The organism is Lacunisphaera limnophila (genome assembly GCF_001746835.1).
In the GTDB taxonomy this organism is placed as follows: Bacteria; Verrucomicrobiota; Verrucomicrobiia; order Opitutales; family Opitutaceae; genus Lacunisphaera; species Lacunisphaera limnophila.
Genome location: NZ_CP016094.1, coordinates 3,105,979 through 3,121,655 on the forward strand (window position 1 = coordinate 3,105,979; position 15,677 = coordinate 3,121,655).

The window sequence follows — 15,677 nt, forward strand, 5'->3', positions numbered from 1 at the left end:
GTGAAATCCGTGGCTAAAATCCTATTTCTGTTCCTGGTCCCGATCCTCGCGCTGGCCGCGCCCCGGCGCAAGGTCATCATTGATCAGGATGCCTTTGGGCCGGGCGGGCCGAACCTGCAACCGATCCTGATGGTGCTGCAGTCGCCCGACGTCGAGGTGCTGGGTATCACGGTTGAGAGCGGGGACGGCTGGCAGAAGGAGAACGTGGCCCATACGCTGCGCATGCTCGAGCTCATCGGGCGGCCCGAGATTCCGGTGGTGCCGGGCGCGACCTTTCCGCTGGTGAATTCCGCCGAGGCGACGAAGCGCTGGGAGGCACGGCACGGGAAACTTTTCTACAAGGGGGCCTGGACCGAGGAGTGGTCCAAGGAGGTGCTGGTGCGCCGGCCGGAGCCGCACGGGCCCGAGGTGGTGCCGCCGCTGATCGAGGGCGATCCCGCGCTCAAGCCGGCGGCGGAAACGGCGGCGGAATTCCTCGTGCGGCAGGTGCGCCGCTATCCCGGCGAGGTCTCGATCCTCGCGATGGGGCCAATGACAAACCTCGCCCTGGCGAGCCGGCTCGATGACGGGTTTGCCGCGGGCGCGAAGGAACTCGTGTTTATGGGCGGGAGCTTCAACCCGCGGCCGGCCGACAATGCGTTCGCGCTCGAGTACGTCTACACCCCGCGTTTGGAATTCAATTTCCGCTGGGACCCCGAGGCCGCGAGCGCGGTGTTGCGGTCCCCCTGGCGGCGCATCGTGCAGGTGCCGGTCGATCCGTCGACGCGGACGCTGTTCCGGCCCGGGATGATTCAGGCCGTTGCCGCCGCCACCACGCCCGTGGCCCGTTATGTGGCCGCCCATGTGGAATCATTTCCCCTGTGGGACGAGATCGCGGCCGCGGTCTGGCTGGAACCTGCGCTCGCAACGCGACGCGAGCGTGTGGCCGTGGATGTCGACACGGCGGCGGATGGAGCGGGCTACGGTAACACGCTTAGCTGGGCGCCGGGCCGCGGTCCGGGCCTGGGCGAACCGGTCGTCGAGGTGGTGTTCGAGGTGGACGTGGCCGGGCTCGAGGCGCTGGTGGTGGAGCGGCTGACCCGCGCGGGTCCCTGACCGGGCTACTTGGCCGCAGGGGCGGGCTCCGGCGCAGGCGTGGTTGCGGGTGGCGGTGCAGGCAGGGTGTCGGCCTCGCCGAGGAATATGAATTCACCCAAGGTCACGTTGCCCGAGAAGGCCTCGGTGGCGTTGATCGTCACGGGCTTGGTGGTTTCCCGGCCGAAGTTCATCGCGGCGGCGGCGACCAGCAGCGGCATGGCCCGGTCCATGGCGAGACCGGTGGCGGGGCAGCCGAAACGGGTTTCCCAGAGCAGGGTGGGATTCGGATTCTCCATCGCATCGAGCGTAAAGGAACGGACAGCCCCGAGGAAGAGGTCGCTCTCGGCGATGTCCCAAACCTTGCCGGCGACGCCGGTGCGGATCATGCCGCGCAGGAGGACGCGGGGATCGACGAAACCGCCATACTGGACCTGCTCCCACATGAGGTTGAGTTTGTCGCCGCCGAGGAAGCCGAGGGCGGGGCGGTCCTTGCCGCCCTCCATCATGCCCCAGCTGAAGACGAGGAGCTGTTCTGGCGGATGGGCGGCGTCGGCGACCAGGTAGCCCTGGGCGCGCATGGCTTCGATCATCCAGGTGAGGACGTCCTTGTTCTTGGGGATCGACTCACCGGCCCAGACGCGGGTGCCGTCGAAATGCGTGTAGCCGAAATAGACCAGCTTGTAGTACACCGGCTGGGTCGGCGTGGCGGGCGCATAGGCCCGGCCCGCCTCGGTCATGTCGGTGACGCTGATGACATCGACGTCCTTGTGCAGGAATTTGCCAGCGGCCTTTTGGAACGCGGTCTGCGCGGCGGCCGGGCCGGCGAGCAGCAGGCCGAGGAGCAGCACGAGGCCGGTGGGGGCGGAAAGGACAGGTTGGAGATTCATGGGGTAGGATGGCCCGGCAGACGCTACCCTGTTTAAACCGAGCGTATGGTCAACGGGGAGATGGCGAGGGCCGGGATCAGGCGCGGGCGACGACCGGCTCAGCCCTGGACCAGCGCGTAGACCAGCAGGCCGACGCCGCCCAGTACGATCAAGGCAAAGAGCACGCCGGTCGCGATGACCCGACGTTGGTTTTGCCGGTCCTGATCCATCCAAGGATTGTTGTTCCGGCGCTTTAACGGGGAACCCATGCCCTCAGCAGCACCAAGGAGCGCGCCTGCGTAAACCACCAAGTGTACCGGGCGGGCGTATTCACCAAGTTTGCACAATCAAAGACAAAAAAAGCACACCGGGAAGGTGTGCTTGGAGCGAACCGAGCCGGGAAGGGCTCAGACCAGCAGCAGGGCCGGCTTCTCGAGCAGGTCCTTGAGGGCGCCGAGGAACTGCGCGCCGACGGCGCCGTCGAACACGCGGTGGTCGCAGCTCAGGGTCACCGTCAGCGTCTGGCCGGCGACAACCTGGCCGTTCTTCACGACCGGCTTGGCGACGGTGGTGCCGACGGCAAGGATGGCGGCGTTGGGCGGGTTGATGATGGCGGTGAACTTAGGGATGCCCATCATGCCGAGATTGGAGACGCAGAAGGTGCCGCCGGTGTAGTCGGCGGGCGCGAGCTTCTTGTCCTTGGCCTTCTTGCCGAGGGCCTTCACCTCGGTGCTGATCTGGAAGACGCTCTTGAGGTGCGCGTCGCGGACGACGGGGGTAATGAGGCCGTCCTCGAGGGCCACGGCAAAGGCGACGTGCGCGGCGCCGTGGTGGCGGATGTGGGTGCCTTCCCAGGAACAGTTGACGGTCGGCACGCGGCGGAGGGCCTCAGCACTGGCCTTGAGGATGAAATCGTTGACGGAGAGCTTCACGCCCTGGGACTCGAGGCCGGTGTTGAGCTGGGCGCGGACGGCCAGCAGCGGCTCGGCGTCGATCTCGATGTCGAGGTAGACGTACGGGATGGTGGTCGTGGACTCGACCATGCGCTTGGCGATGACGCCGCGCATGGTGGAAACGGGAGCGAGGCGTTCTTCCTGGATGGGGCCCTTGGCGGCGACGGCGCCGCCGGTGAACGGGGTGCCGGACCGCGGCGGGGTCGCCGCGGCTCCAGCCGAAGCAGCCGCGGATTTCAGGAGGGCGGGATTCGCGGCGGCGGCGAGGATATCGGCCTTGACGATGCGGCCGTGCGGGCCGGTGCCGGTGACGCGGGAGGCGTCGACGCTTTGCTGGGCGGCGATTTTCCGGGCGAGGGGGGAGATGCGCAGGCGCTCATCGGACGCCGGCGCGCTCACGGCAACGGCCGGGGCCACGACGGGTACCGGGGCTGGGGTCGCCGCCGGAGCGGGCACGGGAGCCGGAGCAGGCGCGGGGGCCGGGGCGGGCGCACTCGGGGGCGGGGTCGCCGCAGCAGCGGCGGCCTTCGGGCCGGGGCGGCGGGGGCGTCGACGACTTCGCCGGGCTTGCCGACGGCACAGAGGGGGGCGCCGACGGCGACCTGAGAGCCGGCGGGGCTGAAGATCTTGAGGAGGGTGCCCGTGAAGAAGGTCTCAAGCTCCATCGTGGCCTTATCGGTCTCGACCTCGGCGAGCATGTCACCGGCCTTGACGGTATCGCCTTCTTTTTTGAGCCATTTGACCAGCGTGCCCACCGTCATGGTGTCGCTGAGTTTGGGCATATCGATGATGTCGGCCATGGGAGGAAGTAGTAGTGAGCAGCGAGTAGCGGGTAGTGAGTAGCTCGCGGCGCGGGTTTTGAAGGGAATGACGTTGGCTAGATTGGGCGTGAGTCAGGGGTGGCTTTCGGAGCGTGATGCCCGCTACTCGCTACCCACTACTCGCTACTTCAGCACGGCAAGGGCTGATTGGTAGATGCGGTCGACGGTGGGGAGCTGGAGCTTCTCGACCGGGGGCGAGTAAATGGCGGGGGAGTCCACAGAATTGACGCGGAGGACCGGGGCGTCGAGGTAGTCGAAGGCCTTTTCCTGGATGAGGCAGGCGACCATCGCGCCGACGGAGCAGAAGGGTTTGGATTCCTCGACGTAGAGGGCGCGGTTGGTCTTCCGCACGGAGGCGAGGATGGTCTCCTCGTCGAGCGGGCGGATGGAGCGCAGGTCGATGACCTCGGCGTTGATGTTGTGCTTCTCCTTGAGGAGGTCGGCGGACTTGAGGGCCATCTGGATGGCGCGGCCGTGGCCGATGATGGAGATGTCCGTGCCCTCGCGCATGACCTTGGCGGACCCGAGCGGCACCAGGTGCTCGCCCTCGGGGACCTCGCCGGTCTCGCCGTAGAGGAGCGTGTTCTCGAGGAAGATGACAGGGTCGTTGTCGCGGATGGCGGACTTGAGCAGGCCCTTGGCGTCGGCGGCGGTGGAGGGGACGACGACCTTGATGCCGGGGTGATAGGCGGCGATGGACTCGGGCGTGTGCGAGTGGGTGGCGCCGACGTTGGTGCCGCCGTTGGCGGGGCCGCGGAGGACGATCGGGCAGTTGATGAGGCCGCCGGACATGTAGCGGACGTTGGCCGCGTTGTTGAAGATCTGGTCGAAGGCGACGGAGTAGAAGCTGAAGAACATCAGCTCCATGACCGGGCGGATGCCCAGCATCGAGGCGCCGAGGCCCATGCCGATGAAGCCGGCCTCGGAGATCGGGGTGTCGACGATGCGTTTCGGGCCAAATTTGGCGAGGAGGCCCTCGGTGACCTTGTAGGCGCCGTTGAACTGGGCGACTTCCTCGCCCATGATGACGACGTTGGGGTCGCGTTCGAGTTCCTCGGCCATGGCGTGCCGGAGGGCTTCGCGGTAGGTGATGACGGGCATGGTGCTAAAATTTGAGATTTGAAATTAGAGATCTGGATCGCGCGGCGCCCGGCTCAGTTGAAGAAGAGCGTGCCCTGGGATTTGCGGTCCGCGGGATTATCGGCCTCCCAATAGACGTCCTTCTGGAGGTCATCGACGGTCGGGTAGGGGCTGGCCTCGGCGAACTGGGCGGAGTTCTCGGCCTCGGCGCGGGCGGACTCGTCGATCTTGGCGATGATCTCCTCGTTCAGGACCTTCTCGGCGAGGAGGGCGTTCTGGAAGACCATGAGCGGGTCCTTGGTGGACTTGTATTCCTCGATCTCCTTTTTGTCGCGGTAGGTGGTGTCGGGATCGGCGACAGAATGGCCGCGGTAGCGGTAGGTGCGGATCTCAAGGACGCTGGGGAGGGACTTCTCGTGGGCGAGCTTGAGCGCGGCGGCGACCTTGTCGCGGACCTCGAGGATGTCATGGCCGTTCTCGATGATGTCCCAGTTCATGCCGTAGCCCTCGGCGCGCTGGGCGAGGCTCGGGCCGGCGGAGGAGCGCTCCTGGGAGGTGCCCATGGAGTAACCGTTGTTCTCGACGATGAAGATGACGGGGAGGGACCAGAGGGCCGCCAAGTTGTAGGATTCGTGGACCGCGCCCTGGTTAACGGCGCCGTCGCCCATGAACGCCATGCAGGCGCCCTTGCGGCCCTGGTACTTGAGCGCGTAGGCGATGCCGGTGCCGAGCGGGATCTGGCCGCCGACGATGCCGTGGCCGCCCCAGAAGCGACGGGAAGGATCGAAGTAGTGCATCGAGCCGCCCTTGCCCTTGGAGCAACCGGTGTATTTGCCGTAGTTCTCGGCCATCATCTCATTCATGCCCATGCCGACCGCGAGGCCGTGGCCGTGATCGCGGTAGGCGGTGATGATATGGTCGTCGTTGCCCATGACGGACACGCAGCCGATGGCGACGGACTCCTGGCCGATATAAAGGTGGAGGAAGCCGCCGATCTTGCCCTGCTGGTAGCTGCGCAGACAGCGCTCCTCGAAGCGGCGGATGCGCACCATGTCGCGATAGAGCGCGATCAATTCGTCGTGGCCGAGCTTGGCGTTGATGTGCGCGGTGCGGGCGTTGTAGCCGGCGTCTTCGGCTTTTTTTGGGGAGGGCGATTTCTTGCTCACAGGAAATAGTTCAAGTTTGAAGTAATATCGGGACGAATAAGCCGTTTCTTAGGGAAAGCTTTGGAATGACAAGCGAAAGTTTGGGTGGTGGCGGGATTTGCCCCACTTTGTCACTGGGCAGCCACAATCTGCTCAATCTTGATCTGAATGGGCGAAACGGAGCAATCCGCCCGCAAGGATACGAACCCGTCGCGATAACGGTCGAAAATGGGCCAAAGCGCGGCCTGGTCGGTCTCTGGAATGGCCAGTTTTTTGATGGCCTCGCGGGAATGGAAGGCGAACCGGCCCTCCTTGATATCGGGCGGGAGGGCCTCGATGGGGGTCTTGCAGCGAAAAAGGAACATCAGCCAGTGGGTGTCACCTTGGTAGGCTTTTTCCGCGATCATCGCGAACAGGTGCATGGCGTCCTCGCGCACGACCAGGCCGGTTTCCTCCTCAGTTTCCCGGATCGCGCACTGCAGTGGCGACTCGCCGGTGGCCATTTCCAGTTTTCCGCCGATCGGGGTCCAGACGCCGAGATTGGGCTGTTTCGCGCGCAGCATGAGCAACTGCTCGCCGGCACGGTTTTCGATAAACACCAGGACGCTGATCTTGTAGGGCAGGGGAGAGGACATCGTTCGGCAAATGAGCGTGACCTTTGCGAAATCTCCGGCAAACAAATCTTATCACGGGCCCCCATACTCCTTCGCACGTGTTATCGAGCCCACTCACCATCATTGATTGCGGTGCCAGCCGCACGGCCCTCGCGATTTTCGGCCTGGTGGGCGGTCGTCTTCGGTTGGAAGAGTACGCGGTCGAACTCTTGCCGACGGCTGGCTCCGCGGATGACACCTGGCCGCGCCAGACCGCGGCGGCACTGCGGGCCTTGCGGGCGCGCGTGAACCTGGCCGGTCGCTTGGTACTGGTGTTGCCCCCGCATCTCACGCTCACCAAGCTCGTGCGCACGCCGCGCGTCAGTGCGGCGAAGCGGGACCAGATTGTCCGTTTCGAGGCAGCACAGGGCATCCCGGTCAATCTTGCGGAAGTGGCCTGGGACACGGCGCTCGTGCACGAGGGCCCCGACGGACTGGAATTGCTGCTGGCCGCCGTCAAACTCGACGCGGTCAACTTCCTGGTGGCCGCCGCGGACGAGGCTGGCTTCGACATTGCGGCGATCCTGCCGGCGGCATTGACGACGCTCGCCAGCTACCGGCTGGTCCGGCCGGGCAGCGGCTCGCCCGCGCTGGTGCTGAACCTCGGGGCGCGTTCCACCACCTTGCTACAGGTCGACGCGGCGCGTTTTGCGCCACGGACCCTGAGCCTCGGGGGCGGTAGCCTATCCGGCCGGCGGGCTGTCGGCGAAGCCGATGCGGTCACGCCGGACGACTTCGCCGCGCGGCTCGGACAGGAAGTCACGCGCTCGGTCATGCATTTTGCCCGACAAGGCGGGCTGGGGGCGCCGGAACACATCGTGCTGACCGGCGGCATGGCGCGCAGCACGGGTCTACCGGAGGCCATCGGCGCGCGGCTGAAACTGCCGGTGGAACGTCTCGATATCCTGGGGAGCGTGGAGGTGAGTCCTTCCGCGACCCGCGCCATGCAAGCACCTGAGGCCTGCGATCTCACGGATCTGGTCGGGGCCGCGGCGATCGAGTTATGTCCGCCGCATCCCACACTCAACTTGCTGCCCGCGTCGCGGCGGCGGCGGGCCGGCCTGCGCCGCCGCCAGGCTTGGTTGGTGGCCGCCGTGGCGCTCGTGGCGGTTGCCGGGGTGCCGCCCATCCTGCACGTGCACAATCTGGCCGCCACGACCCGGGCCAAAACCGCGGCGATCGAGGCGGCGGTTGCCCCGGCCCGCGAACGCGAGGCGCGCAACCGGGCCGCCCTTGGTCAGCTGGCCGCGCTGCAGCACGATGCCACCCGCCTGGAAAACATCCAGCAACGGCGTACGGGCTGGCTCGGCCTGCTGGCCGATTTTCAGCAACGGCTCGTGCAGGTGGAGGATGTCTGGTTTGAGCGACTCCAGACGATCCCGCCGGTGGGGGCCACTCCGTTGAAACTCGTGGTATCGGGCCGGATGCTCGACAAGACCAACCCCCTTGCCAAGGTCAGTCCCGAGACGCTGACCCGCGTCCGGGCGCTCCTCGCCGGGCTCGCCGACTCACCGTACATCACGGCGGTCGAAGGTGAGCGATTTGACAACAGCCAGCCCGGCATCCTGCGCTTTGATTTCGTCTTGGTGACTGATCCGGCACACCCGCTCTGACCGATGAATCGTTTACGGCCTCATTTTCTCCTGTTTGCCGTGCTGCTGGCCCTCGTGGTGGTCGCGATGGAGGCCTGGCTGCTGCAGCATTACCGGGGCGAGGCCGCCCGGGCGCAGGCCGCTTTCGAGCAGATAAAGCAGGAACGCGACTGGCTCGCGCGCCAATCTCCCGCCCCGACCCCGGAAAACGAGGCGGCCATCGCCGCCGAGTTGGAGAAGGTCCGGCGGAAGCTCGCGGATCTGCGCGAAGAGTTGCGGCCCCGGGCCCCCGATTCCCTCGACGGCCCGCCCCCGGGCAAATCGATGGACGCCTATTTTGCGCTGGCGGGCCTGGTGGAGCAGGGCCGGGCGCAGGCGATCACCACCCGCGTGAGTCTGCGGCCGGATGAGTACTTTGGTTTCGCCACCTACGCACACGAGGGGCCGGCGGATGACTTGCTTGGGCCGGTGCACCGGCAAAAAAATGCGGTCCGGCGCCTCCTCGAGCCGCTGTTCGAGTCCCGGCCGCTGGCCGTGCTCGGCGTGCAGCGCACTGCGCCGGCGGCCGCGTCCCCGGACGGAAGGAGCGGGGCGGACGATTTCTTCATCATGGATCCCGGGCTTTCCCTGCGGGAGGCCGGCTTGGTGGACACCGAACCGGTCCGGCTAGAATTCACCGGCCAGACTTCCACGTTGCGCACATTCCTCACCGGCCTGGCCACGCTGCCGCACCCGGTCGTGGTGCGGAGCATCGAGGTCGAACCCCTGCCGCCGACCGGCTCCGTACGCCCCGTGGCGGCCGATGCCCCGCAGCCGGTGGTCCGGCAGAGTCTCTCTAAGTTTGCCGTCATCGTGGAATTCGTTCTGTTGACCTCCGGAGCCGTGAATCCCGCCCCATGAGCCAGCTCATCACCCATCATTACGAAAAACTGCTGCTGGCGACGGCCAGCGGCGTGGTCTTCGCGGGTTGCGCCTGGGTGTGGCAGGCACAACCGGCCCTGCAGGCGGTCCGGTCCGAGCCGGAGCAACCGGTCTTCACCGGTGAGGCTCCGCCGCGGCTCGAGCCGGGTTTGCCCCTGACAAAACATCGTTGGACCTCCCCATCGGCCCAGTCCGAAGGCGCGGACTGGCGCTACGAGGTCTTCACGCCACCGGTTATCTACTACAATGCCGCGGCGCGGTCCTTTGCCGTCACCCCGCCGCAGTATGCCGCGGAGGCCACGGAAACCGTCTTCGGCCTGGAACTGCTGGCAGTGAAACGCGCGCCCTACCGCTTGCAACTGGCGGGCTACATCGGTGCGCCGGGTGATTATCTCGCGGCCTTCGTCAGCTCCGAGGTGCCGCAGACCCTGCTGGTGCGGCCGGGCCGGCGCCTGGAGCCGCTCGGTCTGACCCTCCAGCGCTTCGACGTGCGCAAGATTGCCATCGAGAGTGACGCCCCTGGCCCGGTCTACGATATCGCGGCGCAGGCCGTCCTGCTGGATGAGCAGACCGGGGCCGAGGTGCTGCTCGACAGTCGCGAGACGAAATTCACCGACACCCCGCTGGCGGTTTTCCAGGCGCCGGACGGCAAGGGGCCCGCGCGCGAGTTGCAGGCCGGCGACAGCTTCAGCGATTCCGACGCCACCTACCGGATCGAACGCATCCAACTCGATCCGCCTGAGGTCATCGTCGCCCGGAGTACGCCCGGCCTGGCCGTGCCGGAAACAAGAATCCTCCGTCCGTCGGGCCCCACCCCGGAGCACATGGCCGCGCGGCCGAAGCCCTTGGTTGCTCCCGCCACCCGTGGGGTCGCCGCCCATGGCCAGTAACTTTGCATGAACCCTCCCGTCCGTCGCCTTGTCCAGTTGGTCGCCCTCCTCGCGTTCGCCTCGTTGCAGGCGGCCTCACCGGTCACGCCCGTGATGCCCGAGGCGCAGGTCCAGCTTATGGCGGAGGCGCTACATGCCCGTGATTCCGGGGATACCGCCACCGCCCGGGCAAAACTCGAGGCCTTGCTCGCGCTCAGTCCGGGCAATGAGACGGCCCAGGGTCTCTTGGCCGGATTGAACGGGACCCCGACCAAGACGGTGACGGTGATCGGCGGGACGGTGACCCCGGCCGCGCCCGAGGGGGAGCCGGAAGTGCATGCGCTGGTGGCCCAGGGGCGCAGCCAGTATCTGGCCGGGGATCCGGTCGCGGCGGAGCAGACCTTCCGCGCCGTGCAGCAGCGGGAGGAGGATAATGCCGACGCCGGCTATTTTTTAAACCGCATCGCGGATGAGCGGAACCGCTCGCGCGGCCAGATGCTGACCGAGGTGGATCAGGCCTGGCGCCGGCCCGCCGTCACGGGTGATGGTCCGGGGCTGGCTGCGGCCGACAACGCGATTTCCCCCGTCTGGGCGCGGCTCAATGCCATCGTGCTCCCCGAGGTGAATTTCAGCGGCATGGAACTCAGCCGGGTGGTGAACACCCTGAGCGTGATCTCGGCCGAATTTGATCGCACCGGGGCGGAGCCGAAGGGCGTGAACATCGTGCTGCTCGACCCCGCCGGCACCAATCCGGCGGTCAGCATCACGCTGCGCAACCTGTCGCTCAAGCGCGTGCTGGACTTCATCACGGGCGCGGCGGGTTACCAGTACGAGGTGCAGGCCGATGCCGTGGTCGTGCGCCCCGGCGGCGACCAGACGGCCTTGGACACACAGTTTTTCCCGGTCTCTCGCTCCACCGTGCTGCGGATGACCGGCCGGCCCCCGGGGCCGCCGAACGGGGAGAGCGCCGCTCCCGTGGCCGTCGAGACCGAGGGCCAGTCGATCCGCAGCTTCCTGCAACTCGCCGGCGTCAGCTTCGAGGCCGTGCCGGGCAGCACCCTCGCCTTCGACGGGTCGCAGCTGATCGTCACCCAGACGCCGCGCAATCTCACGCGGATCCGCAACATCCTGACCCGGTACCAGAACGTGCGACAGGTGGAGATCGAGGCCAAGTTCATGGAAGTGCAGGAGGGCGCGCTGGAGGAGCTGGGTGTGCAATGGAACCTGGCCACCCGCGCCACGGCGCTGAACGCCACCCAGGCCGAATACACCACCGGTTCGGGCATCACCCGGTCGCTGGCCGATGCCTTCAAGAACGCCACCTCCTCGCAGCAGATCTCCATCTCGGGCGAGGGCCAGCCGCCGGGTGGGCTGAATCTGCCCGCGTCCGCCCCGACGATCCCCGGCGGCGTCCTGCTGGGGGCCGGTGCCGCCCCGCTGGCCAATATCACCGGCATCATCGGTGACTTCGATGTCAACGCCATCGTGCGCGCCCTCGCGCAGAAGAGCGGTACGGAACTGCTCAGTGCGCCGAAGCTCACGGTGCTCTCGGGCAACCCAGCCACCATCACTGTCGCCCAGGAGCTGCGTTATCCGCAAAGCTACGGCCAGATCCAATCGCAGGTCGGTACCGGCAGCCTCTCCGGTGGCGGCTCGGCCGGGGTCTCCATCACCTCCGGCACACCGCAGGAATTCACCACGCGCAACGTCGGCGTCGAGCTACGCGTCACGCCCACGGTGGAGGAGGACGACCACAGCGTGAGCCTCGACCTCAACCCGAAGGTCACGGAGTTCGAGGGTTTCGTAGAATACGGCGGACCGAGTGTCGCGATCTCGGGCGGCACGACCGTCACCGTGCCCCCGGGCTTCTACCAGCCGATCTTCGCCGTGCGCGAGGTCAGCACACGGGTGACCATCTGGGATGGCGCCACGCTGGTGATGGGCGGCCTCACCCGCGAGGAGGTGAAGAAGGTGGACGACAAGGTGCCCGTGCTGGGCAGCATGCCGATCATCGGCCGGCTCTTCCGCAGTCAGGGTGAGAGCTCGCAAAAGCGGAATCTGCTGATCTTTGTCACTGCGAATCTCGTCAATCCCGGCGGCGCGCTGAAAAAGCAGGCGGTGGCCGGGACGCCGAGCGGAAGCCTTTACCAGAACCCGACGGTCGTCACCCCGGCGGGCGCGGTGCCGCGTAAGGAATAATAAACATCGAGGCAATCTACCGGCGGCCGCCGCCGTTAGGCCCGGTTGGCTGGGGCGGAACCGTCCGGGCGACGGCGCCACATCCGGGCGCCGAAGGCGAGCAAGCCGCAGAGTGCGGCCCAGCCGGCGGGCTCGGGGATGGCCTGCAGGTAGGTCAGCTGGCCACCGCCGTCGAGGTAGAGCAAGTGAGCGGTGGCACCGTCATCCACGAGGAGTGGCGCAGTGCCGGCGAGCGGGGAGGCGAGGTAGCTCACGGCGGCGGTGGTGGTGCCATCCCACTGCATCAGGTTTCCGGAGGAGGAGAACACGACCAGGGAATGGTCCGCGCCGTTGACGCTCAGGCCGCTGGCGGCGCCGAGGTTGACGGCGCCGTTCCAAGTCGTGCCGTCGAAAACGGTGGCGTAGGCGTTGCCGCCGTTGAGGTACCCGAAGAGGCCGCCCGACGCGTTGAAAAAGAGGCCGCCGTCCGGGAGTACCATGTCGAAACCGTTCCAGCTGGCGCCGGCCGAGGCGTTCGAGGCGAAGCCCGAGGTGGTGATGCCTTTGTCGGACCAACTGGCGTTGCCCCCCCAGTTGTTGATTTCGTAGGCTAGGCGGTAGCCGGCGGCGTGGGGCGACGCGGCTAGGACGCCCTGATGGTAGTAGTTGCCGCTCCCGGAGTCGTACCAGCCGTAGGCGAGGTTGGTGAATCCGCCGCCCCAGCCGCTGCCCGTGTTGGTCGCCAGATCGAGTGAACCGCGGCCACCGGTGCCGGAGCCGTTCGTCAGCAGATACATGGCGCCCGAGCTGTCGGTGCGGAGCTGGACCTGGAAGGAGCCGTTGATGTTACCAAGGTCGGCGCCGGACCAGCCCGAGCCGGAGTTGGCGCTGACGTTCACGTTGTTGCCGACCAGGTAAGCCACGTTGAGTCCCCCGGTCCCGGTGGTGATTGACGGCGCCGTGCCCGCGCCGAGCAGGCTAGCCGCGGACCACCCGGCCTCACCATAGCCCTTGGCCGTGACGTAGATGTTGCCGGCGGACTCATAGGCCACGAAGGTGGTGCCGCCGCTGATGGTAGCGTCAAAGCTGACGGCCGAGGGGGCGACGACGGTTTGCTGGGCCCACTGGGCCCGGACGGACACGAGCGGCAGGAGGCCAAGCACGAGCCAACAACGGAGGGGAAAGTTCATGGGAGTGGGGCTGGGCGGAAGGACAGGAAACCGGGCGGCCGCGGGGAAGATTTTCCTTTTTAGCCGAAAACGTCCGACGCGTCTCCGCATCCCTTGGGAAACCGGGCGGCGGGGTCTCCGCATTTTTTGCGCCGTCACCGCCGCGACGGCCGGGGAAAACTGAAATTGGTTTACGGCCCGCGGTATTCCGCTTTGGTCGGGCCATGGCGAAATGGCTCTTGGTCGACGGCTACAACATGGCGTTCCGCGCGTTCTACGGGATGCCCGAGCTCACGCGGGCGGACGGGTTTCCCACCGGGGCGCTGCACGGCTGGGTGAAGACGATGTGGCGGCTGCAGGACCAGGAGAAGCCTGACGCGATGGTGGTGTTTTTCGATCTCGGCGGCTCGCAGGACCGCCTGGCCTTGCACCCCGAATACAAGGCACAGCGCAAGGAGACGCCCGAGCCACTGGAGAAGCAGATACCCGTGATCAAGGAGCTGACGCGCGCGATGGGGCTGGTGGGCGTGGAACTGGACGGGGTGGAGTCCGACGATCTGGTCGCCGCGCAGGCGCGGACCCTGGCGGCCGACGGGCACGAGGTGTTGATCGTCAGCGCCGACAAGGATTTTGCGCAGTGCGTGGATGACCGGATCAAGATCCTGCTGCCCCCGCCGACGGCCAATCCCAAGCTCGGCTGGCGGGTGCTCGACGCGGCGGGCGTGCGCGAGAAATTCGGGGTGCCGCCGGAGCAGATCGCCGAATACCTCGCCCTGATCGGCGACACGTCGGACAATATTCCCGGCATCAACGGCGTCGGGCCCAAGACGGCGGCGAAGTGGTTTGAGGAATTCAAATCTCTCGAGGGCATCATCGCCGGCGCGGCCGGCCTGAAACCCGATCGGTTCCGCGAAGCAGTGGCCCAGAACGCCGACCGGCTGCGGTTGAATTTGAAACTCACGACCCTCAGCGGCCGGTCGCCGCTCCCGGCGGTCCCGCGGGGCGAGCCCCAGCCGGCGAAGCTCTTGCCCCTGCTGGTGGCGATGGAAATGAAATCCACCCTGGCCGAGGCGGAGAAGCGCTACACGGGACAGACCGAGTTATTCTGAGGGCGGGGGAGGGGCGGTCGGTCTTGCCAAACCGGCCGGCGGGAGCACACTCGCTGGCATGAGCAATTCCGACTTGGATAAGAAGGAGGCCATGCTCGAGATCATCGCCAAAGTGGGGCGGGAACGGGCCATTGACCTCGTGATGCAGTCCTACAACACGGAGCTCCTGACGTCGCTCCTGAACCGGCTCGAAGAAGGCAAGGCGAGCATGATTGGCGGCTACAAGCGGCGCGACCACCTGACGGATGCCATGAAGAGCGTGCGCGAGGTCTGCGAGCTGGCTTAAGCCAGAGTAACGCCAATCTGCTTTAAGTAGGGGCCAGTCTCAGACTGGACTTGTCTGGACGAACGCAGGGGCCGGTCGGAGACCGGCCCTACGTCAGGCGGCGGGCGGCTCGAAGATGTAGCCGATGCCGTGGACAGTCTTGAAGCAGTCGAGGGAGATGCCGTTTTTGCCGAAGGCCGCGCGGACCTTCACGATGTACTGGTCGAGCGAGCGGCTGCGGATGTCGGCGTGGATGCCCCAGACGGAATGGATGAGCTCCTTGCGCGTGATCACCACGTTGCGGTGGGTGTGGAGGTAGGCGAGGATGCCGAGTTCCTTGCGGCCGGTCTTGAGGGTGGTGCCGTTGGGGAAACCGATCTCGAGGCGCTCCGGATGGATCTGCGCCCCGAGGAACTCAAAGGGACCGTCGGTCGTGCGGACGTTCTTGGTGACGTTGAAATCGGCGTGGGACTCGGTGCGGCGCAGCACGGCGCGGATGCGGGCGATGAGCTCGTTGTAGCTGAAAGGCTTGGTGATGTAGTCATCGCCGCCCATGTTCAGGCCCTGGATCTTGGACTCGTCGTGCGCGTTCGCCGTGAGGAAGATAACGGGCGTGGTGATGTCCTGGTCCTTGAGCTGTTTCATCAACTCGAAGCCCGAACCGTCGGGGAGGTTGACGTCGAGGAGCAGGAGGTTGGCGAAGTTATGCTGCAGGAAGCGCAGGGCCGGCACGGAGCGCGGGTAGATCTGCACATTCATGCCCGCCTCCTCCAAGTGTTGGGCGATGATCTTGGAAAGTTCGACTTCGTCTTCGACCACGACGATGAGGGGACGGGGTTCGGCGCACATAGACAGAGTGGATTGAGAGGAGAGGGACTGGTACCCTTTTTACAATTCGCCCGGGCTTTGTCAAAGCCTACTTAAGCCTATCTGAGGGCATAGAATACTTGTCATTCCCGGGCTGGGAACCTTCGCTGCC

16 protein-coding genes are annotated in these 15,677 nt (G+C 66.4%); 7 read left to right on the forward strand and 9 right to left on the reverse strand.

Annotated features, from left to right (window positions below):
• Nucleotides 1-9: 9 nt before the first annotated feature.
• Nucleotides 10-1,095, forward strand: coding sequence for a nucleoside hydrolase (locus tag Verru16B_RS13035; RefSeq protein WP_218918784.1), 1,086 nt, complete (start codon nt 10-12; stop codon nt 1,093-1,095).
• Between the two features lie 5 nt (nt 1,096-1,100).
• Here Verru16B_RS13035 and Verru16B_RS13040 read toward each other — a convergent pair whose 3' ends face one another.
• From Verru16B_RS13040 to Verru16B_RS13060, 7 genes are all read right to left on the reverse strand, one after another.
• Entirely contained in the window at nt 1,101-1,964 is an 864-nt protein-coding gene (locus Verru16B_RS13040) for a hypothetical protein (RefSeq protein WP_069962690.1), read from the reverse strand.
• Between the two features lie 98 nt (nt 1,965-2,062).
• Nucleotides 2,063-2,212, reverse strand: a complete 150-nt coding sequence (locus Verru16B_RS18355) for a hypothetical protein (RefSeq protein ID WP_157772407.1) — start codon at nt 2,210-2,212, stop codon at nt 2,063-2,065.
• 138 nt (nt 2,213-2,350) lie between these two features.
• Nucleotides 2,351-3,313 carry a dihydrolipoamide acetyltransferase family protein gene (locus tag Verru16B_RS13045; RefSeq protein WP_237023414.1) on the reverse strand — a complete coding sequence of 321 codons (963 nt, stop codon included), beginning with the start codon at nt 3,311-3,313 and terminating at the stop codon, nt 2,351-2,353.
• Nucleotides 3,292-3,696, reverse strand: a complete 405-nt coding sequence (locus tag Verru16B_RS18950; protein ID WP_237023415.1) for a biotin/lipoyl-containing protein — start codon at nt 3,694-3,696, stop codon at nt 3,292-3,294. The genes Verru16B_RS13045 and Verru16B_RS18950 overlap by 22 nt, the downstream gene beginning before the upstream one ends.
• 144 nt (nt 3,697-3,840) lie before the next feature.
• Nucleotides 3,841-4,818, reverse strand: coding sequence for an alpha-ketoacid dehydrogenase subunit beta (locus Verru16B_RS13050; RefSeq protein WP_069962691.1), 978 nt, complete (start codon nt 4,816-4,818; stop codon nt 3,841-3,843).
• 53 nt (nt 4,819-4,871) lie between these two features.
• Nucleotides 4,872-5,963, reverse strand: a complete 1,092-nt coding sequence (gene pdhA, locus Verru16B_RS13055) for a pyruvate dehydrogenase (acetyl-transferring) E1 component subunit alpha (RefSeq protein WP_069962692.1) — start codon at nt 5,961-5,963, stop codon at nt 4,872-4,874.
• 110 nt (nt 5,964-6,073) lie between these two features.
• The gene (locus Verru16B_RS13060; protein WP_083270334.1) at nt 6,074-6,577 is read right to left on the reverse strand and encodes an NUDIX hydrolase; all 504 of its coding nucleotides are present in this window, start codon (nt 6,575-6,577) and stop codon (nt 6,074-6,076) included.
• Nucleotides 6,578-6,654: 77 nt separating this feature from the next.
• Between Verru16B_RS13060 and Verru16B_RS13065 the strand changes: the two genes are divergently transcribed.
• The 4 genes from Verru16B_RS13065 to Verru16B_RS13080 are packed head-to-tail and all read left to right on the forward strand — an operon-like array spanning nt 6,655 to nt 12,176.
• Entirely contained in the window at nt 6,655-8,208 is a 1,554-nt protein-coding gene (locus Verru16B_RS13065) for a type IV pilus biogenesis protein PilM (RefSeq protein ID WP_157772408.1), read from the forward strand.
• A gap of 3 nt (nt 8,209-8,211) precedes the next feature.
• Nucleotides 8,212-9,087: an Amuc_1100 family pilus-like protein gene (locus tag Verru16B_RS13070; protein ID WP_157772409.1), complete on the forward strand. Its 876-nt coding sequence runs from the start codon at nt 8,212-8,214 to the stop codon at nt 9,085-9,087.
• On the forward strand, nt 9,084-9,998 hold the full coding sequence (locus tag Verru16B_RS13075; protein ID WP_069962695.1) for a hypothetical protein: 915 nt from the start codon (nt 9,084-9,086) through the stop codon (nt 9,996-9,998). The genes Verru16B_RS13070 and Verru16B_RS13075 overlap by 4 nt, the downstream gene beginning before the upstream one ends.
• Before the next feature lie 6 nt (nt 9,999-10,004).
• Nucleotides 10,005-12,176 (forward strand): hypothetical protein, encoded by a 2,172-nt coding sequence (locus Verru16B_RS13080; protein WP_083270335.1) that lies wholly within the window; start codon nt 10,005-10,007, stop codon nt 12,174-12,176.
• A gap of 35 nt (nt 12,177-12,211) precedes the next feature.
• On the opposite strand, the gene Verru16B_RS13085 is transcribed toward Verru16B_RS13080, so the two are convergent.
• Nucleotides 12,212-13,345: a hypothetical protein gene (locus tag Verru16B_RS13085; RefSeq protein WP_069962697.1), complete on the reverse strand. Its 1,134-nt coding sequence runs from the start codon at nt 13,343-13,345 to the stop codon at nt 12,212-12,214.
• 203 nt (nt 13,346-13,548) lie between these two features.
• On the opposite strand from Verru16B_RS13085, the gene Verru16B_RS13090 reads away from it, so the two are divergent.
• On the forward strand, nt 13,549-14,433 hold the full coding sequence (locus tag Verru16B_RS13090; RefSeq protein WP_069962698.1) for a 5'-3' exonuclease: 885 nt from the start codon (nt 13,549-13,551) through the stop codon (nt 14,431-14,433).
• Nucleotides 14,434-14,491: 58 nt separating this feature from the next.
• Nucleotides 14,492-14,719 (forward strand): hypothetical protein, encoded by a 228-nt coding sequence (locus Verru16B_RS13095; protein ID WP_069962699.1) that lies wholly within the window; start codon nt 14,492-14,494, stop codon nt 14,717-14,719.
• A 93-nt stretch (nt 14,720-14,812) separates the two neighbouring features.
• On the opposite strand, the gene Verru16B_RS13100 is transcribed toward Verru16B_RS13095, so the two are convergent.
• A complete protein-coding gene (locus Verru16B_RS13100) occupies nt 14,813-15,547 on the reverse strand; it encodes a response regulator transcription factor (RefSeq protein WP_069962700.1) in 735 nt (244 codons plus the stop codon).
• Nucleotides 15,548-15,677 lie beyond the last annotated feature (130 nt).